Origin of the sequence: Pedobacter aquatilis (assembly GCF_032678405.1) — a bacterium.
GTDB lineage: Bacteria > Bacteroidota > Bacteroidia > Sphingobacteriales > Sphingobacteriaceae > Pedobacter > Pedobacter aquatilis_A.
The window spans coordinates 1,251,771-1,274,272 of record NZ_JAVTSJ010000001.1 but is presented as its reverse complement, the minus strand read 5'-3'; the positions used below and the strand labels follow the sequence as shown (position 1 = coordinate 1,274,272).

At 36.3% G+C, this 22,502-nt stretch carries 21 protein-coding genes; 7 read left to right on the top strand and 14 right to left on the bottom strand.

Annotation, left to right across the window (positions count from 1 at the left end; genetic code table 11):
- Positions 1 to 26: 26 nt before the first annotated feature.
- Together R2R71_RS05325 and pyrR are read right to left on the bottom strand one after the other, a co-directional pair.
- Positions 27 to 956, bottom strand: a complete 930-nt coding sequence (locus R2R71_RS05325; protein WP_316830215.1) for an aspartate carbamoyltransferase catalytic subunit — start codon at positions 954 to 956, stop codon at positions 27 to 29.
- 6 nt (positions 957 to 962) lie between these two features.
- The gene (gene pyrR, locus R2R71_RS05320) at positions 963 to 1,508 is read right to left on the bottom strand and encodes a bifunctional pyr operon transcriptional regulator/uracil phosphoribosyltransferase PyrR (RefSeq protein ID WP_316830214.1); all 546 of its coding nucleotides are present in this window, start codon (positions 1,506 to 1,508) and stop codon (positions 963 to 965) included.
- Positions 1,509 to 1,758: 250 nt separating this feature from the next.
- Here pyrR and R2R71_RS05315 point away from each other — a divergent pair, with 250 nt between their 5' ends.
- A complete protein-coding gene (locus tag R2R71_RS05315; protein ID WP_316830213.1) occupies positions 1,759 to 2,160 on the top strand; it encodes a thiol-disulfide oxidoreductase DCC family protein in 402 nt (133 codons plus the stop codon).
- Here R2R71_RS05315 and R2R71_RS05310 read toward each other — a convergent pair.
- The 8 genes from R2R71_RS05310 to R2R71_RS05275 form a co-directional block, all read right to left on the bottom strand.
- Positions 2,157 to 2,360, bottom strand: coding sequence for a hypothetical protein (locus R2R71_RS05310; RefSeq protein ID WP_316830212.1), 204 nt, complete (start codon positions 2,358 to 2,360; stop codon positions 2,157 to 2,159). The two genes, R2R71_RS05315 and R2R71_RS05310, sit on opposite strands and share 4 nt — an antisense overlap.
- A gap of 28 nt (positions 2,361 to 2,388) precedes the next feature.
- Entirely contained in the window at positions 2,389 to 4,077 is a 1,689-nt protein-coding gene (locus R2R71_RS05305; protein ID WP_316830211.1) for a beta-N-acetylhexosaminidase, read from the bottom strand.
- A 555-nt stretch (positions 4,078 to 4,632) separates the two neighbouring features.
- Positions 4,633 to 6,567 carry a 30S ribosomal protein S1 gene (gene rpsA / locus R2R71_RS05300; protein WP_316830210.1) on the bottom strand — a complete coding sequence of 645 codons (1,935 nt, stop codon included), beginning with the start codon at positions 6,565 to 6,567 and terminating at the stop codon, positions 4,633 to 4,635.
- A gap of 517 nt (positions 6,568 to 7,084) precedes the next feature.
- Positions 7,085 to 8,080 carry an SH3 domain-containing protein gene (locus tag R2R71_RS05295; RefSeq protein WP_316830209.1) on the bottom strand — a complete coding sequence of 332 codons (996 nt, stop codon included), beginning with the start codon at positions 8,078 to 8,080 and terminating at the stop codon, positions 7,085 to 7,087.
- A gap of 128 nt (positions 8,081 to 8,208) precedes the next feature.
- Positions 8,209 to 9,711, bottom strand: a complete 1,503-nt coding sequence (locus tag R2R71_RS05290; protein ID WP_316830208.1) for a TPM domain-containing protein — start codon at positions 9,709 to 9,711, stop codon at positions 8,209 to 8,211.
- Positions 9,712 to 9,765: 54 nt separating this feature from the next.
- Positions 9,766 to 10,596 (bottom strand): DUF1080 domain-containing protein, encoded by an 831-nt coding sequence (locus tag R2R71_RS05285; RefSeq protein ID WP_316830207.1) that lies wholly within the window; start codon positions 10,594 to 10,596, stop codon positions 9,766 to 9,768.
- Between the two features lie 53 nt (positions 10,597 to 10,649).
- The gene (cmk, locus tag R2R71_RS05280) at positions 10,650 to 11,330 is read right to left on the bottom strand and encodes a (d)CMP kinase (RefSeq protein ID WP_316830206.1); all 681 of its coding nucleotides are present in this window, start codon (positions 11,328 to 11,330) and stop codon (positions 10,650 to 10,652) included.
- Positions 11,331 to 11,389: 59 nt separating this feature from the next.
- On the bottom strand, positions 11,390 to 11,956 hold the full coding sequence (locus tag R2R71_RS05275) for a hypothetical protein (RefSeq protein ID WP_316830205.1): 567 nt from the start codon (positions 11,954 to 11,956) through the stop codon (positions 11,390 to 11,392).
- Between the two features lie 316 nt (positions 11,957 to 12,272).
- On the opposite strand from R2R71_RS05275, the gene arfB reads away from it, so the two are divergent.
- Positions 12,273 to 12,737, top strand: a complete 465-nt coding sequence (arfB, locus tag R2R71_RS05270) for an alternative ribosome rescue aminoacyl-tRNA hydrolase ArfB (protein WP_316830204.1) — start codon at positions 12,273 to 12,275, stop codon at positions 12,735 to 12,737.
- A 1-nt stretch (position 12,738) separates the two neighbouring features.
- Here the strand turns inward: arfB and R2R71_RS05265 are convergent, their stop codons facing one another.
- On the bottom strand, positions 12,739 to 13,686 hold the full coding sequence (locus tag R2R71_RS05265) for a lipid A deacylase LpxR family protein (protein ID WP_316830203.1): 948 nt from the start codon (positions 13,684 to 13,686) through the stop codon (positions 12,739 to 12,741).
- A gap of 94 nt (positions 13,687 to 13,780) precedes the next feature.
- Positions 13,781 to 16,252 carry an endopeptidase La gene (gene lon, locus R2R71_RS05260; RefSeq protein WP_316830202.1) on the bottom strand — a complete coding sequence of 824 codons (2,472 nt, stop codon included), beginning with the start codon at positions 16,250 to 16,252 and terminating at the stop codon, positions 13,781 to 13,783.
- A 334-nt stretch (positions 16,253 to 16,586) separates the two neighbouring features.
- Here lon and R2R71_RS05255 point away from each other — a divergent pair, with 334 nt between their 5' ends.
- Positions 16,587 to 17,210: a tetratricopeptide repeat protein gene (locus R2R71_RS05255; protein ID WP_316830201.1), complete on the top strand. Its 624-nt coding sequence runs from the start codon at positions 16,587 to 16,589 to the stop codon at positions 17,208 to 17,210.
- A gap of 49 nt (positions 17,211 to 17,259) precedes the next feature.
- On the opposite strand, the gene R2R71_RS05250 is transcribed toward R2R71_RS05255, so the two are convergent.
- Complete coding sequence (locus R2R71_RS05250) at positions 17,260 to 17,787, bottom strand: hypothetical protein (RefSeq protein ID WP_316830200.1); 528 nt, start codon at positions 17,785 to 17,787, stop codon at positions 17,260 to 17,262.
- Positions 17,787 to 19,307, bottom strand: coding sequence for a 2,3-bisphosphoglycerate-independent phosphoglycerate mutase (gene gpmI / locus R2R71_RS05245; protein ID WP_316830199.1), 1,521 nt, complete (start codon positions 19,305 to 19,307; stop codon positions 17,787 to 17,789). The genes R2R71_RS05250 and gpmI overlap by 1 nt, the downstream gene beginning before the upstream one ends.
- Positions 19,308 to 19,526: 219 nt before the next feature.
- Between gpmI and R2R71_RS05240 the strand changes: the two genes are divergently transcribed.
- From R2R71_RS05240 to R2R71_RS05225, 4 genes are all read left to right on the top strand, one after another.
- Positions 19,527 to 19,925, top strand: coding sequence for a DUF4783 domain-containing protein (locus R2R71_RS05240; RefSeq protein ID WP_316830198.1), 399 nt, complete (start codon positions 19,527 to 19,529; stop codon positions 19,923 to 19,925).
- Between the two features lie 95 nt (positions 19,926 to 20,020).
- Positions 20,021 to 20,863, top strand: coding sequence for a carboxylating nicotinate-nucleotide diphosphorylase (gene nadC / locus R2R71_RS05235; RefSeq protein ID WP_316830197.1), 843 nt, complete (start codon positions 20,021 to 20,023; stop codon positions 20,861 to 20,863).
- A 51-nt stretch (positions 20,864 to 20,914) separates the two neighbouring features.
- A complete protein-coding gene (plsY, locus tag R2R71_RS05230) occupies positions 20,915 to 21,562 on the top strand; it encodes a glycerol-3-phosphate 1-O-acyltransferase PlsY (RefSeq protein WP_316830196.1) in 648 nt (215 codons plus the stop codon).
- A 94-nt stretch (positions 21,563 to 21,656) separates the two neighbouring features.
- The gene (locus R2R71_RS05225) at positions 21,657 to 22,463 is read left to right on the top strand and encodes a M48 family metallopeptidase (RefSeq protein ID WP_316830195.1); all 807 of its coding nucleotides are present in this window, start codon (positions 21,657 to 21,659) and stop codon (positions 22,461 to 22,463) included.
- Positions 22,464 to 22,502 lie beyond the last annotated feature (39 nt).

Genomic DNA, 22,502 nt, shown 5'->3' with positions numbered 1-22,502 from the left:
TCTTAGGACTGATAGGGACGGATAACCTAGCCCTGACTTGCAAGTAAATAAAGTACTGCCATTCTGATGGCTACGCCATTTTCAACTTGCTCTAAAATAATAGATTGTTTGCTGTCGGCAACATCGCTGGTAATCTCAACGCCACGGTTTATCGGGCCAGGGTGCATTACCACGATTTCTTTATCAAGGTTATCGAGAATTTGCTTGTTTAATCCGTACATCATTGCGTATTCTCTCAGTGATGGGAAATATTTGATATCCTGACGTTCTAACTGAATGCGAAGCATGTTAGCCACATCGCACCAGTTTAATGCCTTAATTAAGTTATGCTCAACCTTTACGCCTAACTGATGAATGTGTTTTGGAATTAACGTAGTCGGACCACAAACCATTACTTCAGCGCCTAAGCGTTGCAAGCAAAGTATGTTTGATATCGCAACACGTGAGTGAAGAATGTCGCCAACAATAACAACTTTTTTTCCGGCAACATCGCCAAGTTTCTGACGGATGGAAAATGCATCCAACAAGGCTTGTGTAGGATGTTCATGAGCACCATCACCAGCATTTACAATTTGTGCCTTAACATGTCTGCTGAGAAATTGCCCGGCACCAGCGTAAGGGTGGCGCATCACAACCATATCAACTTTCATCGAAAGGATGTTATTTACGGTATCTATTAAAGTTTCACCTTTACTTACTGAAGAAGAAGAAGCCGCGAAGTTTACCACATCAGCCGAAAGCCTTTTCTCAGCCAGTTCAAAAGAAAGTTTTGTTCGGGTAGAGTTTTCGAAGAAAATATTGGCAATCGTAATATCACGAAGTGAAGGCACCTTTTTAATAGGCCTGTTAATCACTTCTTTAAAATTATCTGCAGTTTCGAAAATTAATTCGATATCATTCCGGTTAATATCTTTAATGCCTAAAAGATGTCGGGTTGATAGTTTGTCTGCTGCCATTTTATATTATTGTTTTTCGGATAATAAAATCACTTTGTCTTCTGCGCCTTCATCGGCCCAGCTTACTTTTACGTGTTGCGAGTTAAGGCTATCAACCTGAAGGCCAATGTAATTTGGTTCAATAGGTAAATGCCTGCTAAATCTCCTGTCTATTAATACTAAAAGCTCTACTTTTTCCGGACGGCCGTAAGCCAATAGAGCATCCATAGCAGCTCTTATCGTTCTTCCGGTCCAAAGTACATCATCAATCAGGATTACTTTTTTACCTTCAATAATAAAATCGATTGAGTTGCTGCTTGCGGTAACTATTCCGTCTTTACGGCGAAAATCATCCCTGAAGAAAGTAATATCAAGGTTTCCTTTTAGGATTTTTTTGTTCTTTAAAATGCTCTGAAGTTCAGAATGGATGCGATCGGCAAGAAAAATACCCCTAGGCTGTATGCCAATTAAAACGGTATTCGCGAAATCATCGTGGTTTTCAATTAACTGACGGCAAAGCCTTTTAATTGTAATCTGAATTTTTTGTCCGTCAAAGATTGTTTTCTTTTGCATTGAAGAAGGATTGGGCAAATATATAAAAATGTTTTAAGCTTGTAAAGTTGAAACCATTATGTTTTGCGCTTGTTACGTTAAATGGTTCTTTTTCAACAAATAAATTAATTACCATGAACTTAATGTTATTTGAAATGAAGATAGGAGATTTTTCGAATTATGTGTATTTGAAAATACCTGATTATTGTGATAAAGGATTAACATTAGCAAGCCTTGAAGCAATTTAAAAAAGTTAAATTTACACTTCAAAATGGCAGAACAACCGGTTATATTTTTCGATGGGATTTGCAACCTCTGTAATGCTTCGGTTCAGTTTGCAATTGAGCACGACAAGCGTAACGTATTTAAATTTACCGCCTTGCAAGGTGAATATGCAAAGGTAGTTTTACCTGAATTTAATGTAGATACCCAAAAAATTAACTCAATAATGCTTTTGGAGGATCATAAGTTATATACTAAATCTTCAGCAGCTTTAAGGATTGCCAGAAAACTGAATGGCTTGCTGCCTGTCCTTTATGTATTTATCGTTGTTCCGAAATTTATTAGAGATTGGTTTTACGATATAATTGCAAAAAACAGGTATAAATGGTGGGGAAAGCAGGAAAGCTGCTGGGTACCTACTCCGGCATTGAAAAGTAAGTTTTACAATTAATTATTTTCTTCCTTCCGTGGCTTTGATACCCACAACCACAACGATAATATTATCAATGGTACCGTAATGCTTACCGCTAGAGGTATAAGCTGTTGCCTTGCCGCCACAATATCCGCTTCGTTCGAAGTGAAAATTCTAAAGGTTTCTCGTAAAGCACCCAAGGTAATAATGGTGCATAATATTGCAAGTACTTTTCTCATGGCTTAGTTTTAGTATGCGAAATTAGTTTTAATTTTCGAGATACTTTTTAGAATAGGTAATTCCCATCATGTCGTATCGTTTAAATTGTGCTTGTAAGCGTTTCTGGAAATCGGGATAATTACGTTTTTCTTTAGGACTCCACAAAATTTCACTCAGGGCATCAAGTCGTGGAAACAACTGGTACTGTACTTTTGCAGGATTGGTAATGTACTCGCTCCACAAACAGCCTTGTCCACCCCAAATGTATTTTGCCTGTTCAGTATTTAACTCTGCGGGCACGGGCTCGTAGTTGTAAACATCGATCAAAGGTGAAAATTTGTTAGCCACAAGGCTATCTTCCTTTACAAACTGCGCATGGTTAAAGTACATTTTGTTTTCAGGTGTCATTATGGCTTTATGGTTTTGTTTCGCGGCCTCAATGCCTCCTTTTTCACCTTGCCAGCTCATTACAACCGCATTTGGGGCCAGGCCGCCTTGCAGAATCTCATTCCACCCGATAATGGTTTTACCTTTGCTGTTTACAAATTTTTCTATCCTTTGGATGAAGTAACTCTGTAGTTCACTTTCGTTTTTAAGCCCGTTTGCTTTCATTATCTGCTGAGAAACGGCAGATTGCTTCCACCACACTTTCGAAGCTTCATCACCCCCTATATGTATGTATTGCGATGGAAATAAATCCATTACTTCGCTTAATACATTTTCCAAAAATTTAAAAGTACTGTCGGAGGCCTGAAGTACATTATTGTATTTGTTCATCATTCCCCAGGTTTCGGCTACTGTATACTTTTTATTGGGTTCTGTTCCGAGTTCAGGATAGGCTGCAAGTAAAGCCATACTATGTGCAGGCATTTCAATTTCAGGGATGATGGTGATGTAGCGTTTAGCTGCGTAATCAACTACTTCTTTAATCTGTTCCTGTGTATAATAACCGCCATGTTTAACACCATCTGTCTTAATTATGGCATCTTTGGGCGTAATTTTAACCTCATTGGGTAAAACCTGGTATTTTATGTTTTCGTTGCCTTTTCCAGGCCATAAACCAATGATACTTCCGTTTCGCCAGGAACCAATTTCGGTAAGTTTTGGATATTTTCTGATTTCAATTCTCCAACCATGGTCATCGGTTAAATGCCAATGGAAGTAGTTCATTTTATGTAAGGCCAGATAATCGATGTATTGTTTTATAAAAGCCACATCAAAAAAATGACGGCTTACATCTAAGTGCATTCCACGGTAATCGAAGCGGGGATAATCTAAAATGGTAATTGCTGGTATCTTATAGTTTGTAGCTTTTGTTGTTGGTAAAAGTTGAATCAATGATTGTATACCATAAAATACCCCAGCGCTAGTATTACCGTTAATAACTATCTCATTTTCTAGAACTTTAAGGTTATATGAATCTTTATAAACTTGAAATGAAGTAGCAGAAATTAGGTCAATTGAATTTTTGTTAGGTTTTTGGGTTGTGGTTTCTAATTTAAGGTTATAGTTATTTTGAAGATAGGCTATTAAAAACTCTGCGGAACTAAGTAACGAATCATTTTCAACGTAAATTTTAGTATGCTCGTTAAGTGTGAAAGCTTTTATCGCATCTAAGGTTTGCGAAATCACAGGCTTTGGAATTATGTTAGCTGTAGATTTAGTAATTACTTTGATTTGCGCTTGAGTGCTAAAAATGGCGGCGAATGTTAAGATAAGGAAAGCAAGTTTTTTCATGGTTAGTCGATTTCGTTTCAAAAGTAGTCATTCTATACGGATGAAGGGAAAAGGTTTGGAAGAACGAATTACATATGTTACATAAACCCGATGGAAGGAAAATCTTTTTTGGTTTGCAGCAACCCTGAATAAACTGTTATGCTGAGGCACGAAGCATCTGCAACATATGAAACAGATACTTCGTGCCTCAGCATGACAGAGGTTTACCAAAAAGATTGAACGAACAGCGGGACAGGAGTAACCGATGAGTAGTTGCTTTCGTTTTCAAATTATTTTAACCATATAAGACATATAAGAAAGTATAAGCTCAAAACTTAAATGTTCTTAATTCCTTATTTGGTAATAAAAAGATTGTTTCAGCTTGCTAATTTCCAACCTCGCAATGAGGATTTTGAGCAAGTTTGGAGACCGGTGCGCTCCGTGTTTCTGTGGCTGCTTAGTAATAAGTAGTAGGCAGCAAAATAATCCTTTAAGGTTTCAAAAACCTTAAAGGATTGAGCAAAAAAAATCCCGATAACTTTCGCTATCGGGATTAAATTTATGAGTTAAAAAGAACTAGCCTTTTTTAGCTTTGCTTTCTTCGCCTTCTAATTGCGATTTCAACTGTGCTAATACGTCTAAGTCTCCTAAAGTAGATTTCTCTACAGAATCTTTAACTTTCTTAACAGCAGTTACAGCAGCTTTAGCTTCTTTTTTCTTAGTTGCTCTTTCTTCTGCTACAGCTTCAGCTTTAACTTCTTCCCAAATACGAGCGTGAGATACAACGATGCGTTTAGCTTCTTTGTTAAACTCGATGATTTTGAAGTCGTTAGTTTCTTCAGCTTTAACTGAAGTACCGTCTTCTTTAACCATGTGTTTAGTTGGTACGAAACCTTCTACACCGTAAGGTAAAGCAATAACAGCACCTTTATCAGTTACTTTAACAACTGTTCCCTGGTGAACTGAATCTAAAGTAAAGATCGTTTCAAAAGTATCCCAAGGGTTTTCTTCTAATTGTTTGTGACCTAAGCTTAATTTACGGTTATCAACGTCTAATTCTAAAACAACAACGTCTAATACATCACCAACTTTAGTGAATTCGTTAGGGTGGTTGATTTTTTTAGACCATGATAAGTCAGAAATGTGGATTAAACCATCGATACCTTCTTCGATTTCAACGAAAACGCCGAAGTTAGTCATGTTTTTAACCGTTGCTTTGTGCTTGCTTCCAACTGGGAATTTAGCAGCAACTTCTTGCCAAGGATCGTTAGATAATTGTTTAATACCTAAGCTCATTTTGCGCTCGTCTCTGTCTAAAGTTAAAACTTCAGCTTCGATTTCATCACCAACTTTTAAGAACTCTTGTGGGTTTCTTAAGTTTTGTGACCAGCTCATTTCTGAAACGTGGATTAAACCTTCAACACCTGGGATGATTTCTAAGAAAGCTCCGTAATCTGCAACAGTTACGATTTTTCCTTTTACTTTAGAACCAACTTGAATGTCAGCATCTAAATTCTCCCAAGGGTGTGGAGTTAATTGTTTTAAGCCTAAAGCGATACGTTTTTTCTCATCATCGAAATCTAAAACAACAACGTTGATTTTTTCATCTAATGATAATACTTCTTTCGGATGCTCTATGCGGCCCCAAGAAATGTCAGTAATGTGAAGTAAACCATCAACACCACCTAAATCGATGAACACACCGAAATCAGTAATGTTTTTAACAGTACCTTCAAGTACCTGACCTTTTTCTAATTTAGAAACGATTTCTACTTTTTGTGATTCTAAATCGTCTTCAATTAACACTTTGTGAGAAACTACTACGTTTTTAAACTCGTGGTTAATTTTAACAACTTTGAATTCCATTGTTTTACCCACGTATACATCGTAATCGCGGATAGGTTTAATATCAATTTGAGATCCTGGTAAGAAAGCCTCAACGCCCATGATATCAACGATTAAACCACCTTTAGTACGGCTCTTAACGAAACCATTGATGATTCTATCATTTTCAAGTGCCTCGTTAATTGCTTCCCATGATCTTTGGGTTTTAGCTCTTTTGCGAGAAAGAATCAACTGACCGTTAGCATCTTCTGGTGCTTCAACGAAAACGTCAACTGAATCGCCAACTTTTAAATCTGGTGTATCACGGAATTCTGAAGTAGAAACTAAACCGTCTGATTTGAAACCTACGTTTAATACTACATCTTTGTTGTTAATTGAAACAACAGTACCGCTAATAATTTCACCTTTAGTGATTTGATTGAATGTTCCAGCGTACATATCTTCAAACTTTTTACGGTCTGCGTCATTGTAATTACCGAAAACTTTTTCATCAGCATCCCAGTCGAAATCTTCGCTTGGTGTTGCTAATGATGATTTGATCGATTCGATCGATACTGAATCAGCTTCTGATTCAATAGTTTCTTTTTCAGTCAGGCGTCCGCCTTCTCCCTGAAGTTCAGCTGTTTTTGCTGCTAATTCTTTTTCTGCTACTTGTTTTTTAGCCATTAATTAATTATCTCCTTTTTTCCCTATTTAGGGACTGCAAAGGTAAAACTTTTTTAATTAATAGAAAAGATTTTTTTAATAAATGTTGCTGATTTTAAGCTTATTAAGATTTTTACATTCATGGTACTCAATTTATTTAAGTATCTAAATCTTAAAATTCAATCGCTTTCTTCTAATTATTTGAAAATGAACGGTTAGTAGTTCCTGGGTTATAGCAGTCCCGTTATTCGTTACAATCTTTTTTCAGGCACTGTCATGCTGAGGAACGAAGAATCTTTTTCATCGGTTGCAGATGCTTCGTTCCTCAGCATGACAGTATATTTCGGTTGCTGCAAAAAAAAAGTATTTTCACTTCTACCGGGTTTAGGAACAAAGTTTATTGCACAAATTTAAATCCTTTCTGGAAATGATTTAATGATGTAAATAATTCCAAAAATCAGCAAAAAATAACCCAAACATATTCAATGTAATAGTTTTGCATCGTGCGGACGTTAACATTTGCCCATAATATCATAAACTATTTCCTTGTAAAAGTTCCTCTTGTAAAACCCTCACCAATTAAGGTATTTTCATCTCTAATCAACAATAGAATCATGTTTTGCTGGTCGTACAATTTAATCATATCGCCATCAATTACATATTTCGATGTAAAGGTTGTGCCGGTATAGATATCTTTAACTGTAACCGAATCATTCGGTCCAAAATCAAAAGTCTGGTATTGCGTTTCACTATCACTAATATATGTTCCTGAAACTTTTTTCTCCTGGATAAATGTTATAAAGCAAAAGTAAATAACAACCAAAACAACAATTGCCGAAAAACCAATCAGTATTTTGTTTTGATTAGAATATTTAAAAACGAAGTAGAGAATTGTACCCATAATGAGGGCTACAATAGCAAAGAAAATCAGATTTGAATAGCCTTTATCTATTTTAGGTATTTCAACAGAAACGGCTTTTTTTTGTGTAGACTGCTTTACAGGAGAAACTCTAACCAGAAATTCTTTACTAACCCATCCTTCACCGTTGGTAACCTTAATTTTAAAGAAGCTAACATCCGAAGAATCTATTACAGCAACGTTTTCATTTTTAGGTAAGTAGCCTACAATTTTACTTTTCGGGTCGGCCTGCTCCCTAACCCTTAAATCATCAGCTGTAACACGGTAAATATCTTCGTTGCCTGAAGCAGTTGACTGAGGAACAGCAGTTGGTGTTGGCGTATTTGTTCCCGGAGCTGCAGATGTTGTCTGATTAGTAGGAGCTGCTGTTTTTTCCAGAAAATCCTTACTTATCCAGCCTTCGCCACTTTTTAATTTTACTTTGTAAAACTTGGCATCGGCAGCATCTAAAATGGTTAGGTTTTCATTCCGATTTACTTTAGCAACCACCTTGCTATTTGAATTGTTGCTTGCCCTAACATTTACATCATCGGCATTAACCCGATATATATCCTGTGCGTTAACCTGGGATGAAAAAATTAAAAGCGTGATTAGAAAGGAGTAAAGTCGGATCATAGGTTTAGTGTTTCAGCAAAGCTGTTTAAAAAAATATAGCAATGTCGTACAGCGCAAACATCGTGCTAAGCGTGTCAAAATTAGAAAATAGTTTTAAATCATATGATAAAATACACAGAATCGTAAAATTACCAGCTACCGCCAGTGCCACCACCACTGCTGCTCCCGCCACCCCAACTACTGGACGATGACGATGAAGATGAGCTGCCGGAAGAAGACGGACTCGAAGAACTTCCCGAGCTTTCTCTAACCAGCATGGCCAGTGTAATCCAGCGTATGAATTCTACATTTTTGCAAAAACTACATTCATTAACAAGTTTTGCTTGTCCATCGTGGCTGTAAGTTGCGGCCTTAACCGTTATTTTTTTATTAAGCTGATAAGTTCTGAACTTACATGAAGGGCATTCAGCGTAGCTGTCGAATTTTTCTGCGGGCCAACTTTTAATAATATGCTCTTTATGATCAGCACTTTCCCAGATGTCATAATCATAAGCTTTAACCACTTCTTCTTTACGTTGCCCTGCAGTTAGGAAAGGTTTTCCTTCAATGTTAACATCCCTGTCTATGCGAACCATTGGTTGTTTTTTACTGTCAAGAATAGGATTGAAGCGTTTATTTTGTTCGGTTCGACGAAAAAACTGTCTAATAATCGCAAATATTATCAGTGGAGAAAAAGCAATGAGCCACCAATATTTTTTATGAAAAGAACTTACTGCATCCGAAAAATTCTTATCATCATTATGCTTTCTTCTTAATTCATCAATTTGAAAAAGGTATTTAAAAAATAATGCCAGGCTTAGTATTCCAAATAATATAAAAGGGATATAACTAAGTTTAAAATCTTTTAAAAAACCAAGACTACCGGTTATAAAAAACGCAATAACAATAAAAAGAAAACCAAAGAATGCCACTACGCAGCCGGTAGTGGTTACAGCACCTGGCTGGTTTTTGTTTGATTTACTTAGGGATATGTTTTTAGCAGCATGATTTTTTAATAATTTAAAAATACCAAAGAAAGCCAGGCAAATTCCGAATGTTGGCAGCCAGAAATTCTCAAGGTCATCGCTGCTTTTTTGTTGTGTAAAAAACTGGTTTAATTCTGATTTGTTTTCAGGGTTTAAAATAATTTCACCCATTGCATTTACAGTGTTTATGATTCCTGTTCCATAATCATTTTCCCTAAATGCGGGTATTAAATTTTGTTCTGCAATATGTTTTAATTTCACATCGGGTAAAACACCTTCGGCACCCGTACCTGTTATAAAACGGTACTTCCGGCGCTCTTTGGCGATGAATAGCAAAACACCATTGTTGCTGGTTTTTTGCCCTATTCCCCAATTACTGAAAAGGGTATAAGCGAAATCGAAATCTTCCTGATTGTGGTCGAAATCGTTTACAATTACAACTGCAACCTGAACATTGGTTTTGCTTTCAAACGAAGAGATGTTAGCATTAATTTCTGATACATCATGATCACTTAATATTCCATCCGGATTGCTTACCCAACCGCCGCCGTTCTGTTTAGGGTCTGGAATCTCAGTTACCTGATAAGCTTTTTGCGCAAGGGCAAGATTTGAGCATAGAATAAAAAGGAAAAATGCAAGGGTTTTTAGTGAATGGCTTTTGAGCATTGTAATTAAATTTAGAATTGCATATACATCACACCAATAACAATCAGAATTAATTTATTCTTTTAAAATCCGGGTTAAAACTTTGTCTAATTTGTTTTTGTCTTTAGCATAAGACTCAAGATCAAATAATTGAACCGTTTTAAATTCAATCGGGTGGCTTTCACTTTGTAAAGAAATATAACCCGACTTCAAAGGCGTTCCATCAATTTTTACTTTTGGGTCATAGTTAGAAACGTTTCCGCCACCGATTTGTGGTTTAGTATATTCCAGAACAACTTCACCTTCAATAATGTGTTTAACAACCGAATCGCCTAAAACCAAAAACTCGGCAGTTACCCATTGGTCGCCAGAATATGTTTTTGATTTAGAATCTAAACAATGTTGTGTAAATAATTCGCCATTGAAGAAAATATTGGTTCCTGGTGTACAAACATTGCTGGTATGTCTGTCATGCGTTCCATCTCCGCCTAAAATTTGTCCTTCAATCGATATTGGGAAATCCTGATCTTTTAGCATTGTTTCAGGCGCCTGGCAGTGCAACATTGCACCACTGTTTCTTAACGCCCAGCCTTCGCCTCCTTTAGCCTGTTCGCCGACAAAACGATAAGTAACTTTTAGTAAATAGGAAGAGAATGTTTTTTTGTAAAAGATGTGCCCATATTGCTGATCAAAAGTGGTATAGCCATCATAACTAACTTTCATCACCCCATCTTCTACACGAAAGGTATTTGCATAATTGTCGTTAAGTTCGTGTTTGGAAATTTTTACCGTCCAGTCTTTTAAATCTTTTCCATTAAAAAGATTTATCCAACCCTTTTGGGCATTAACATTAATAGAAGTGAAAGCAAAAAGAAAAAACAGGATAGCAGTTTGTTTTAATTTCATAATAGCAAATGGGTTAAGTGCTAAAATTATGAAATAAAATTAAACCCTGTAAATTAATTGCTTAATAAGCCCTCAACTTTTTCCATTGCAAAAGCCAGTTGTTCATCCTGAGTTAAATCAGTGTTATCGAGAATAATAGCATCTTCGGCTCTCACAAGAGGACTTTCTTTACGTGTTGTATCCGCGTAGTCGCGGTGAGCAAGATTTTCAAAAACTTCTTCCAATGAGGTTTGATTATTGCCTTTGCTTTCAAGTTCTTTAAATCTTCTTTCTGCCCTTATTTTAGGATCGGCTGTCATGAAAAGTTTCAAAGGCGCATTAGGGAAAACTGTGGTGCCTATATCACGTCCATCCATTACAATGTTTTTTGATTTTCCCATTCGTTGCTGCTGTTTAACCATCTCATGGCGAACGAGCTTATGGGCAGAAACTTCACTAACGTTCTCAGAAACTGGCATTAAACGAATTTCATCTGAAACTTCTTCACCGTTTAAAGTAATATGCGATTCATAATCGCGGGAATGAAAATTTAATTCGATGTGCTGAAGTGCATCACTCACCTGGTTATCGTTAGTAATATTTATATTGTTCCTTAAAAAGTATAGGGTTACGGCTCTGTACATCGCTCCGCTATCTACATAAATAAATCCCAATCTTTTAGCCAATGCTTTTGCAAGTGTACTTTTTCCGCAAGATGAATAGCCGTCAATTGCTATTACCAGGTTTTTTTTCATCGTGCAGCAAAGGTAAAAAATAGAAGTAGAATGCTCAATTATTTAAAGCAACTATTATACTATTTATCAAATTTAGCTATCCATACGGCATTGTAAGGATGGAGCCAACCTTCATGTTGTAAATACCAAAATAAACCTTCATCAATTCTAAAAGCAAAAAGACCATAAAGATAATGATTGGCGTTATAGGTAGTGTAGTTTTTACGATAATTAAAGTAAGTAACTAAAGTAGCTTTCTTTTTACTGCCTTCATTGGTTACTTCTAGAGTACATGGGTCGAATGCTGCAGCAAACCTGAAATTGCCATTAAAACGTTCTCCCCACTTGTTCCAGGCAACAGCATTTTTGCCTTTTTTATTTAACAGGGCCTGAATATCAGGTGCACGAAGGTAGGCATCATCATAAAATACCCTGGTTTTACTTTTCTTTGGAAACAATAGGTAGAAGTTTTGGATGCTGGCTTCAGGAAATGGAATGATATCTCCCGCAGTAATAATGAGTAAAGTTCCATATATAGCACATTTTTCTTTGAAGTTTAAATGGTATCCGCTATTAATTTGTGCTTGAAAAGCAGCGGCATTGCGATTGTATTGTCTTAAGTTATAGGGTGTTGATAGTACGAACAAAGCTAAACCTGCTAGCAAAGTTATTGTTATAAATCTCCGGTTTTTTTTTCGGAAAAATGCCACAACAGCAAAAATGAGTATAGCTACAAACAAATAAAAAGCATGGAGCGAATAACAAAATGTCCATAGCAGAAGAAAAGTAAAAATAAAGCAGATGATTACGAATGCCATGGTTCTTAAAAAATAACCGAACTTTTGGCCAAAAGATTTTAATGTCATGTGTTTAACTAAGCGCTAATATGGAATGAATCTTTGAAGTTAAAATTTCTGAATGAATAAACAAAATGGCATTATTGATAAAACATCTTTTTAACACTTGGCACTATTCTGTTTTGGTATATATTTGAATGAAATTAAAATTATTTTAAAGATGATACCAAATAGAGACGAGGTTTTGAAAGTTGCTGTTTTTAAAACTTCGAGAAGTGGGGGCAAGGGAGGTCAAAACGTTAATAAGGTATCAAGTAAAGTTGAATTAATTTTTGACTTGAGTATTGCGGACTTTCTAACCGAGGATGAAAAAATATTATTAAAATCCAAGCTTGAAAACAGGATAGATGCTGAGGGGCTTATTCATATTGTTTCTCAGGAAGACAGAAGCCAGCTTTTAAATAAAGAAAAAACAATTGTAAAGCTAGTAGAACTGATTAAAAAATCGCTACATGTTGCTAAAAAAAGAAAAGCAACAAAAACCCCTAAATCTGTTACTGAGAACCGGTTGAAAAATAAAACAGTTAATTCTATGAAAAAGGAAAGCAGGAAGAAGCCTAAACTGGATTAGCTTATTTTCCAAATCTGTAGTACAAGCTTAAACCACCATAATTTTGCGGTTTTGCCACACTCTTTACTTCTTTCGTTTTAAAAATTACATTAAAATCAGCCGTGAATCTTTTTGAACTATAATTTAATCCAAATTGCTGCTCAAATACTATTGGCTTCACACCAAAAGTTACAGGACTATCATTGTTAAAGAGGCTTCCCTGAATAGTTGCATCGTAAGCAACTACATTAAGTTGTGGCTTTACGTAAAAGAAAAATTCTGAATTGTTAAGGCTTTTTGTTTTGGCATCACCAATAACCGCATTATGATATGCACTATTAAAAAGTTGATTTAATTTACCAGCCCTGAATAGTAAAGATGTTCCTAATCCGCTGAATGTTGTTCCTAAATTTACATATCCTTGTCCGCTAAAATCTACGGCATTATCGGTTGAACGATGAATCAGCTTGCTGTAATTTCCGGAAAGATTAACGGCAATTTCATTTTTGATCTGATATTCCCATCCTGCTGGTGTATAAAAACCAACCGTTTTATGCAAGAATTTCTGAGCATCCTCGGCCAGTGAATTCGGCCCGACTGTACCAATTTCTACACTTGTTTTTAACACACTTTCTTTCTTATAAAACACAGAATACGCGGCTCCAGCATATAGATAACCTGCAAATGGCCTGTCTTGGTCTTCTTTTTTAGCAACCTGACCCCAATAAGGCGTGTACATTTTTTGGCCGGCAGAAATTTCGTATGTTTTTTTCTCTATGTTTTCTCCAAGATGGTCAGGGCTTATCGCCCTGCGATAATAAATAAACAAGCCATTTGTGTAGTATCTGTCGTTTAAAGTAGCCAGATAGGCATCGTTTTCCGTTTTAAAGCCAAACTCATTTTTAAAATTCTGGGCTTTAGCAATGTAAGCAATAGATATTAATAAGAGGGATGCTATAATCGATTTCATAAAAAAGTCCCGATAATTCATCGGGACTATAAAAGTATTTAATGTTAATGAGATTCTTAATCTGCTGCTTAAATTAAAATCAGAAAATTACAAATTAGTTAACAATGGGTGCTATTTTGATGCTTAAATCAAGCGGTTTTTTAACCTTGTTTTTAAGTAAGGCCAGTTCAATTACTTCGCTCATCTCAGATACGTAATGGAATTTAAGATCTTTGATGTAGCTTTCCTTGATTTCTAAAATATCTTTTCTGTTGCTTTTGCAAAGAATAATTTCTTTGATGTTGGCTCGTTTTGCAGCCAGAATTTTTTCTTTAATTCCACCAACTGGCAGTACTTTACCGCGTAAAGTAATCTCACCAGTCATTGCCAGGTGTTGTTTTACCCTACGTTGCGTAAATGCAGATGTTAATGCAGTTAGCATAGTTATACCTGCTGAAGGTCCGTCTTTAGGGGTAGCGCCAGCTGGTACATGCACATGAACATCCCAGTTATCAAATAAAGTGTAATCGATACCAAATTCATTGGCATGCGCACGTAAATAAGCAAGGGCAATTACTGCCGATTCTTTCATTACATCGCCAAGGTTACCTGTTAAGGTTAACTTTCCCTTGCCGGGGCTAAGGCTCGATTCAATAAATAAAATATCGCCACCAACACTTGTCCAGGCTAAGCCAGTAACTACACCAGCTACCTCATTACCTTCATACAAATCCTTATCATAAATTGGTGCCCCGAGTATACGTTCTACATCCTCTTCGGTTAAAGTGGTGTTGTATTCTTCTTCCATGGCGATTTTAGTAGCAACGCCACGAACCAAAGAACCAACTTTTTTCTCTAAACCACGTACGCCACTTTCGCGTGTATAATCTTCAATAACCTTTTCAATGAGCGATGGCTTGAGGTTAATATCTTTTAGCTTTAAACCATGATTTTCTTTTTGCTTTGGTAATAGGAATTTTTTCGCGATTTCTATCTTTTCTTCAATGGTGTAGCCGTTAACTTCAATAATCTCCATACGATCTAACAAAGCCGGTTGTATGGTGCTTAAAGAATTTGCCGTTGCGATGAATAAAATATTCGATAAGTCGTAATCCATTTCCACATAATGATCGTAGAAGGCGTTGTTTTGCTCCGGGTCTAATACTTCAAGCAAAGCAGATGAAGGATCGCCACGGTGATCGGTACCAACCTTATCAATTTCATCCAGAACGAAAACAGGATTATCAGCTCCAGCTTTTTTAATCGATGAGATAATACGGCCTGGCATTGCACCAATATAAGTTTTACGGTGACCACGGATTTCTGCCTCATCGCGGATACCGCCTAATGCCATACGTACATATTTACGGCCTAAGGCTTTTGCAATCGACTTACCTAAAGATGTTTTTCCAACTCCCGGAGGGCCAACTAAACATAAAATAGGTGCCTTCATATCTCGCTTCAGTTTAAGTACAGCTAAATATTCAATAATGCGCTGCTTAACTTTTTCTAGTCCGAAATGGTCCTTATCTAAAATACGTTGAGCTCTTTTGAGGTCGAAATTATCTTTAGTAAACTCACTCCAAGGTAAATCTAAGAGCAATTCCAGGTAATTAAGCTGAACCGAATAATCAGGAGCAGCAGGATTCATACGACCTAATTTATCGAGTTCTTTATCGAAATGTGCATAAACCTCTTTAGACCATTTTTTCTTTTTCGCCCTTTCCTGTAATGCGTCGAATTCTAAATCTGCCGAATTTCCTCCAAGTTCCTCCTGAATGGTTTTTAACTGTTGGTTCAGAAAATAATCGCGTTGTTGTTTATCTAAATCGGTACGAACTTTCGACTGAATCTGGTTTCTTAATTCCAGCATTTGTAGCTCCACCATTAACAGCTCCATTACTTTCTGTGCCCTGTCTAACAAGCTATCCATTTCCAGGATTTTTTGCTTATCAGCCATTTCGGCATTCATATTTGAGGAGATGAAATTTATCAAAAATGAATTGCTTTCTATGTTTTTTAAGGCAATGCTGGCTTCGCTCGGAATATTTGGTGAAAGCTGAATAATCTGGGCCGACATTTCCCTGATTGAAGCGATAAGCGCTTTAAACTCTTTATCGGTTTTGGTTTTCTGCTCCTCGAATTTCTTAACTGATGCCTTGATATAAGGCTCATTCTGGATTTCGGCTAAAAGACTGAAACGCTGTTTACCCTGAATGATAACAGTTGTATTACCATCGGGCATTTGCAACAATTTGATGATATTAGCCACTGTACCAACAGTATTTAACTGTTCGAAGGTTGGGTCTTCTATAGAAACATCTTTTTGTGAAACTACACCTATAATCTTATTTCCTTTATAGGCTTCTTTAATCAGTTTTATTGATTTATCTCTTCCTACGGTAATCGGAATAACTACACCCGGGAACAAAACAGTATTACGCAAAGGCAGAATTGCTAAAACCTCAGGCGTTTCTTCGTTATTCATGTCTTCTTCATCCTGCTGAGACATTAACGGAAAAAATTCGGTATCCTCGTTTATAATTGGCATTGCGTTATTAAAATCAAATATATCTTGCTTACTCATTCTTATATAATGTAACGACAAACTGGCAGTTTTATCGCAGGTAATGTGTGTGTTTTTATATTACAGGTATTAAATTCAACTCTTGTGCCAAAGTTATTTTAAGCTAATGTTACCTTAAAATTGATATAATGTTATGATAAAAAGGCAGAGAAATATAAATTATTCACCGTTTATCATATATTGACACTTTGAACGTTAAAGCTATTGTTTAATTGATTTAGTGAATGTAAAAAAATTAAACCGCTTTATTTTCTAAGAATTGAATTATATTGCATGAATATTTTATGCAATTATTTGCTATGAAATTTTAGATTTGTTAACTTATTACCAATACATGAACTATATTAAACAAACCATTTTAGGTTTAATCATTTTTTCCTCAACCAGTAGTTTTGCTCAAAACGGTAGCGATAAAAAAGTTATGGATGCAATGCTAAAAGGGGATTACAAAACAGCCGTTACACAGTTAGAGAAAGCCGATGCCAAAGACCCAAATAATGTTAACACTTTAAAAATGCTTGGTTATTCATATTTTCAAAACGGAGATTATGATAATTCAATTAACACCTATAGCCGTCTCGTGTTGTTAAAACCTACTGAGGTTTCAGCATATTACTACAGAGGTAAAGCCCGATTGAATATTGCAAACGACCCGAAAGAATCGTTAAATACAATGAGGGAAAGCTTTTATTTGGCTGCAATTAAAGATTTTACAAAAGCTAGTGAACTAAGCGGAGAAGAGGATACCCAAATGTTGCAGAACAGAGGGTTGGCGTATAAAGATTATGCTATCTTCAAATCTTATAAAGCAAAAAAGGCAGCAGAGAAAACTGTATGTGTTGCCTTGTTTAATAATTCTATTGCCGATTTTCAAAAGGTATTAACCTTACAGCCATCAAGAAAAGATATTTTAGACTGGATTACCTATGATAAAGCTCAGATTACGAGTTTGAAGTGAATAAAACCAGTGGTTAAGAAAAAGGGTCGAAATTAATTTCGACCCTTTTTTATTTAAATTTACCGGTAACCTGGTAGTTTTTTAATTTCAATAACCTAATTTTCTGATGCTTGCTGATCCGGTATAAACTGTCAGGATAATAACTTAAAGTATCGCCGGAAGTATATAAAATATTTTTACTGGTGATAATTATCTCAATGCTTTTCACCTTCTGGTTTTCTTTTGAGATTAAAACTTTTTTAACCGGAATCTTTTTATTGTCAGAAATATAGCTTTCTAAATTGCCATCTTTTTCAACTTTGAAGCTTCCTTTCCACGAAGCTTTATTAATATCTGCATTCGAAAAGATTGCCAGCTCCTTTGTCCAATCATTTATCTGAAGTCTTTTTTGCTCTGGTACGCCGTTAATTGCAACTTCTTTGGTGATGATTGGCTTAGTTTTGCTTAACCTGTTGGCTTCCTCTTTAAAGTAGCCATTAACATCAAAATATAATAAACCGGTATTTGTTTTTTCTTCCTGCCGTTTACATGCCATGAAACCTAAAACAAATACCAGTGAAATTAATTTCTTATTCATTATACCAAAACATTTCCTGTCATTTCTTCAGGAATTTGTACGCCAAGAATTTTTAATACTGTTGGAGCAATATCTCCAAGTTTTCCATCTGCTATATGTTTGTATTCATCGTCAATTAAAATGCAAGGAACAAGGTTGGTGGTATGCGCCGTGTTCGGAGAACCATCGCTGTTTACCATGAATTCTGAATTGCCATGGTCGGCCAGAAGGATAAATGAATAACCGTTTTCAAGCCCTTTTTTAACAACTTCTTCAGCACATTTATCAGCTGTTTCTACGGCTTTAACTACAGCAGGGAAAACACCAGTGTGTCCAACCATATCCGGATTTGCGAAGTTTAAGCAAATAAAATCGGCCCAACCAGTTTCTAGTTCTTTTGCTATTGCCTCGGTAATACCAGCAGCACTCATTTCTGGCTGTAAATCGTATGTTGCAACCTTAGGCGAAGGGATCAGAATACGCTTTTCATTTGCGAACTCAGCTTCTCTACCGCCCGAAAAGAAGAATGTAACGTGCGGGTATTTTTCTGTTTCGGCAATTCTGATTTGATTTTTATTGTTGTCTGCTAAAACTTCACCAATAGTTTTGGTCAAATCATCTTTAGTGAAAACAACATTTACTTTTTCAAAGCTTTCGTCGTAAGTCGTCATTGTAACATAATACAATGGTAGTTTATACATTCCCTGATCAGGAAAATCTTTTTGCGTTAAAGCAGTTGTAATTTCGCGGCCCCTGTCCGTACGGAAATTGAAACAGATTACAACATCATCATGCTGGATGGTTGCAACTGGTTCGCCATTATTTTGCGTTAAAACGATTGGTTTGATAAACTCATCAGTTACACCTTCGTCATAAGATTTTTTAATTGCTCCCAAAGCGTCCCGGGTTTTCTCACCAACACCATTTACCATAACATCGTAAGCCTGTTTAACACGCTCCCAGCGATTGTCTCTGTCCATTGCATAGTAACGGCCTACCATTGAGGCAAGTTTTACTTCAGATTTCTGGATATGGTTCTGCAAATCGGTTATGAAACCTAAGCCAGAATTTGGATCGGTATCGCGTCCATCTAAAAATGCATGTACATAAGTGCGTGTTAAATTTGCCTCAGTTGCGGCATCACATAATGCTTTAAGGTGTTCAATGTGTGCATGAACACCACCGTTTGATACCAGCCCGATAAAATGAACTGCTTTATTATTTTTCTTTGCGTAATCAAAAGCATTTAGTAAAACAGGGTTTTTATGTAATTCCCTATCCTGGATAGATTTATTAATTCTGCCTAATTCCTGATAAACTACACGCCCTGCACCCAAATTCATATGACCAACTTCCGAGTTACCCATTTGTCCGGCGGGCAGGCCAACAGCTTCACCAGAGGCTTCTAATTTTGAATTAGGATATTTCGCCAGGAGTGAGTCGAAAAAAGGTGTATTTGCAGCAAAGGCAGCGTCAGAATTATCATGCTTTCCATAGCCCCAGCCATCAAGAATAATAAGTGCAAGTTTTTTATTTTTCATTAGAATTATAGTTTAATCTAAAGGGATTTTATAAGTATATTTTTATTATCAGTTTTAAAAAATATCAAACAATTTTAAAACATTTTGCTTAAGGCTATGTTTTAAGAATTCTTTACATGGCAAATATAGGTTTATTGAAGCTTATACAAATTAAGAAATCCTTTTTTTGATAAGCTAATGGCATAATTTTAGCTACAGGGTTCATTATAAAATACAGAAATGATCCGGAGCTTATTTTTATTTTTCATAGCAATTACGCCAATATATCGTTCTATTGCGCCACAGGCAGATATTATTGATGATTTATCGTCTTATTTTAAGACCGGAAATTCAAAAGAAATAGCTAAAAACTTTGCTCCAACCATCGAACTGATTATTATTGATGAAGAAGATGTATACTCTAAAGCACAGGGTGAACAGATTTTAAAAGATTTTTTTAATAAACATGTACCTGTTAGAACAAGTATTTTTCATAGAATAAATAATAGTCAGAATTACCGCTTTGGTGTAATTCTGATGGGCACTGCTAAAGAAACTTACAGAGTGTCGATCACGATGAAAAAATTTAATGCTTCGTTCTTGATTACGGAGTTGCGAATTGAGCCATCGAAAGATTAGCGAATATCCTTTTGTTATTTTACACCATCCTAAACTTCTTTCCTGAATTACCATCTGATAAATAATTCTTACTTTTGAGACTTAATTATCAAATTTTGGATAAGCAACTTATATCTCGATTCATAAAAAACGCACTTGCTGAAGATGTTGGCGATGGCGATCATACTTCACTTTCAACTATTCCTGCAGGCACACAAGGCAAAGCAAAACTTATCATTAAAGAAAATGGTATACTAGCAGGTATTGAGCTTGCACTCGAAATATTTACCGAGGTTGATGCCTCTTTAAAGGTCGATGTTTTGATTAAAGATGGTGCTGAAGTTAAAGTTGGTGATATTGCTCTAACTGTTTCAGGCAGTACACATTCCATTTTAATTGCTGAGCGATTGGTGTTAAACTGCATGCAGCGCATGAGTGGCATTGCGACTAAAACCAATAGAATTGTTGCCTTATTAAGCCATACCAATACGAAATTACTCGATACCCGCAAAACAACGCCAGGTTTACGTTATCTGGAAAAATGGGCAGTCAGAATAGGTGGAGGCGTAAACCATCGAATTGGTTTATACGATATGATTTTGATTAAGGATAATCATGTAGATTATGCAGGTGGAATCGCTAATGCTATTAGTGCTGCAAAAAAATATTTAACAGCTAAAAACAAATCATTACAGGTTGAGATTGAAGTGCGAAATATTGAAGAGTTAAACCAGGTAATTGAAGCTGGTGGGGCAGACCGCATTATGCTTGATAATTTTAGTTTTTCAGATTTGAGAAAAGCAGTTCAACTTATAGATGGTCGTTTTATTACTGAAGCATCAGGTGGTATTACCGAAGAAAATGTAGCAGAATATGCGGCTTGTGGTGTAGATTTTATTTCAATGGGCGCACTAACACATTCTGTTAAGAGCCTTGATATGAGTTTAAAAGCATATTAATCTGTGAATTCATATATAAAGAAAAGCTTATTTTTTGTATCATTGTAGGCTATGGTTACGGTTTATTCGCTCACGGCCCTGTTAGTTGCCTACCTCTTTGGATCTATTCCAACAGCAGTATGGCTGGGACAAGCTTTTTATGGTGTCGATGTAAGAGAATATGGAAGTGGTAATGCCGGCGCTACAAACACTTTTCGTGTTTTGGGCAAAAAGGCAGGTATTGCAGTTATGGTAATCGATATTGCAAAAGGTTATACTGCCACCAATCTTGCTTACCTTATAGGTATGTCGGTTACCGGTCCTCAAAATTCAGCACAATTTGTTAACTATCAACTTGCTTTGGGTGTAACAGCCGTTTTAGGGCATTTATTCCCTATTTTCGCAGGATTTAGGGGAGGGAAAGGCGTAGCAACACTTTTTGGAATGATTTTAGCAGTTCATTTCGAAGCATCTATGCTTTGCGTTCTGGTTTTCGTGGTGGTGTTACTCTTAACCAAATATGTTTCTTTAAGTTCGATATGTGCAGGATTTACGTTTCCGTTAAGTATCGTGTTTTTGTTTCAGGTATCTATAAAATCTGAAGTATTATATGGTATGGTTGTTTGCGTTTTAATCCTGGTAACCCATCAAAAAAACCTCGAAAGGTTGCTGAAAGGCAAAGAATCAAAAGTGTATTTGTTTAAGAAAAAGGCTAATTAGAATTTACAAAACACAATTGCGAAACTTATTTTAAGCTTGCCTGTTATAAGGATGAAACTTAAATTTTTTTATCGCTACGACTTATCATTAACTTATGAAAAAAATATTCTTAACGGCTATTGTTGCCGCTACACTTCTATTTAATTCTTGCTCAACTGTGCCTTTAACTGGCAGGAGCCGATTAGATTTGGTGAGTAACGATCAGGTTTTGCCAATGGCTTTTCAGGCTTATGGAGAATTCTTAACTGAAAATAAGGCTACAGTTTTACCTGCTTCAAATGCCGAAGCACTTAAAGTTAAAACTATCGGAAGCCGGTTAATAACAGCCGTTCAAACCTACATGAACAATAATAACTACGGTAATTTGATAAAGGATTACAAATGGGAAGTTAATGTTGTGCAAAACAATGAAAAAAATGCCTGGTGTATGCCTGGGGGGAAAATTGTTGTTTATACAGGGATTTTACCGGTTACGCAAGACGATGCCGGATTGGCAACCGTTATGGGGCATGAAATTGCCCATGCAATTGCGGGTCATTCTGCAGAAAGAATGTCGCAGGAGCTTGCAGCACAAGGCTTAGGAACTGCTGCGGGTTTGGCCTTATCTAAGAATCCTAAAGCACAATCAATTTTCAATGCAGGATATGGTATTGGCGGTCAGGTTGCAATGCTTAAATTTAGCCGTAATCAGGAGCTGGAAGCAGATCGGTTAGGTTTAATCTTTATGGCAATGGCCGGATATAATCCTCAAAGTGCAACAAGTTTCTGGAATAGAATGGCTTCAGCTTCGCAAAGCGGACAGAAACCACCTGAGTTTTTAAGTACGCACCCTAGTGATGCAACCCGTATTGCTCAAATTCAAAAGTATTTACCTGAAGCACAGCAATATTATAAGAAATAAGGCCGTAACGTAGAAGATAAAAGGTGGAAGGTTTAGCAT

Coding starts and splice junctions, on each gene's coding strand:
- R2R71_RS05325 (WP_316830215.1), bottom strand. CDS start 956: ATGGCAGCAGACAAACTATCAACCCGACATCTTTTAGGCATTAAAGAT.
- pyrR (WP_316830214.1), bottom strand. CDS start 1,508: ATGCAAAAGAAAACAATCTTTGACGGACAAAAAATTCAGATTACAATT.
- R2R71_RS05315 (WP_316830213.1), top strand. CDS start 1,759: ATGGCAGAACAACCGGTTATATTTTTCGATGGGATTTGCAACCTCTGT.
- R2R71_RS05310 (WP_316830212.1), bottom strand. CDS start 2,360: ATGAGAAAAGTACTTGCAATATTATGCACCATTATTACCTTGGGTGCT.
- R2R71_RS05305 (WP_316830211.1), bottom strand. CDS start 4,077: ATGAAAAAACTTGCTTTCCTTATCTTAACATTCGCCGCCATTTTTAGC.
- rpsA (WP_316830210.1), bottom strand. CDS start 6,567: ATGGCTAAAAAACAAGTAGCAGAAAAAGAATTAGCAGCAAAAACAGCT.
- R2R71_RS05295 (WP_316830209.1), bottom strand. CDS start 8,080: ATGATCCGACTTTACTCCTTTCTAATCACGCTTTTAATTTTTTCATCC.
- R2R71_RS05290 (WP_316830208.1), bottom strand. CDS start 9,711: ATGCTCAAAAGCCATTCACTAAAAACCCTTGCATTTTTCCTTTTTATT.
- R2R71_RS05285 (WP_316830207.1), bottom strand. CDS start 10,596: ATGAAATTAAAACAAACTGCTATCCTGTTTTTTCTTTTTGCTTTCACT.
- cmk (WP_316830206.1), bottom strand. CDS start 11,330: ATGAAAAAAAACCTGGTAATAGCAATTGACGGCTATTCATCTTGCGGA.
- R2R71_RS05265 (WP_316830203.1), bottom strand. CDS start 13,686: ATGAAATCGATTATAGCATCCCTCTTATTAATATCTATTGCTTACATT.
- lon (WP_316830202.1), bottom strand. CDS start 16,252: ATGAGTAAGCAAGATATATTTGATTTTAATAACGCAATGCCAATTATA.
- R2R71_RS05255 (WP_316830201.1), top strand. CDS start 16,587: ATGAACTATATTAAACAAACCATTTTAGGTTTAATCATTTTTTCCTCA.
- R2R71_RS05250 (WP_316830200.1), bottom strand. CDS start 17,787: ATGAATAAGAAATTAATTTCACTGGTATTTGTTTTAGGTTTCATGGCA.
- gpmI (WP_316830199.1), bottom strand. CDS start 19,307: ATGAAAAATAAAAAACTTGCACTTATTATTCTTGATGGCTGGGGCTAT.
- R2R71_RS05240 (WP_316830198.1), top strand. CDS start 19,527: ATGATCCGGAGCTTATTTTTATTTTTCATAGCAATTACGCCAATATAT.
- plsY (WP_316830196.1), top strand. CDS start 20,915: ATGGTTACGGTTTATTCGCTCACGGCCCTGTTAGTTGCCTACCTCTTT.
- R2R71_RS05225 (WP_316830195.1), top strand. CDS start 21,657: ATGAAAAAAATATTCTTAACGGCTATTGTTGCCGCTACACTTCTATTT.